At 56.4% G+C, this 447-nt stretch carries 1 protein-coding gene and 1 pseudogene; both read left to right on the forward strand.

Features of this window, described 5'->3' with window-relative positions; genetic code table 11:
• Positions 1 to 224: pseudogene (locus C1I93_RS30945) on the forward strand (ABC transporter permease); the annotation flags it as partial.
• A partial coding sequence (locus C1I93_RS30950) for a TauD/TfdA family dioxygenase (protein WP_181445405.1) occupies positions 221 to 447 on the forward strand: 227 nt, incomplete at its 3' end. The pseudogene C1I93_RS30945 and the gene C1I93_RS30950, both read left to right, overlap by 4 nt.

Consider the following 447-nt stretch of genomic DNA (forward strand, 5'->3'; position numbering starts at 1 on the left):
GATTACGCATTGGTCTGGGTGTGGGCTGGTCTACGCTGGTAGCGGCGGAGCTGATTGCCGCGACGCGCGGTTTAGGATTTATGGTTCAGTCAGCGGGTGAATTTCTCGCGACTGACGTGGTGCTGGCGGGGATCGCGGTGATTGCGATTATCGCTTTTCTTTTAGAACTGGGTTTGCGCGCGTTACAGCGCCGCCTGACGCCCTGGCATGGAGAAGTACAATGAGTGAACGTCTGAGCATTACCCCGCTGGGGCCGTATATTGGCGCACAAATTTCGGGTGCCGACCTGACGCGCCCGTTAAGCGATAATCAGTTTGAACAGCTTTACCATGCGGTGCTGCGCCATCAGGTGGTGTTTCTGCGCGATCAAGCTATTACGCCGCAGCAGCAACGCGCGCTGGCCCAACGTTTTGGCGAACTGCATATTCATCCTGTTTACCCTCATGC

The organism is Micromonospora endophytica (assembly GCF_003236305.1).
GTDB classification, from domain to species: domain Bacteria; phylum Actinomycetota; class Actinomycetes; order Mycobacteriales; family Micromonosporaceae; genus Micromonospora; species Micromonospora endophytica.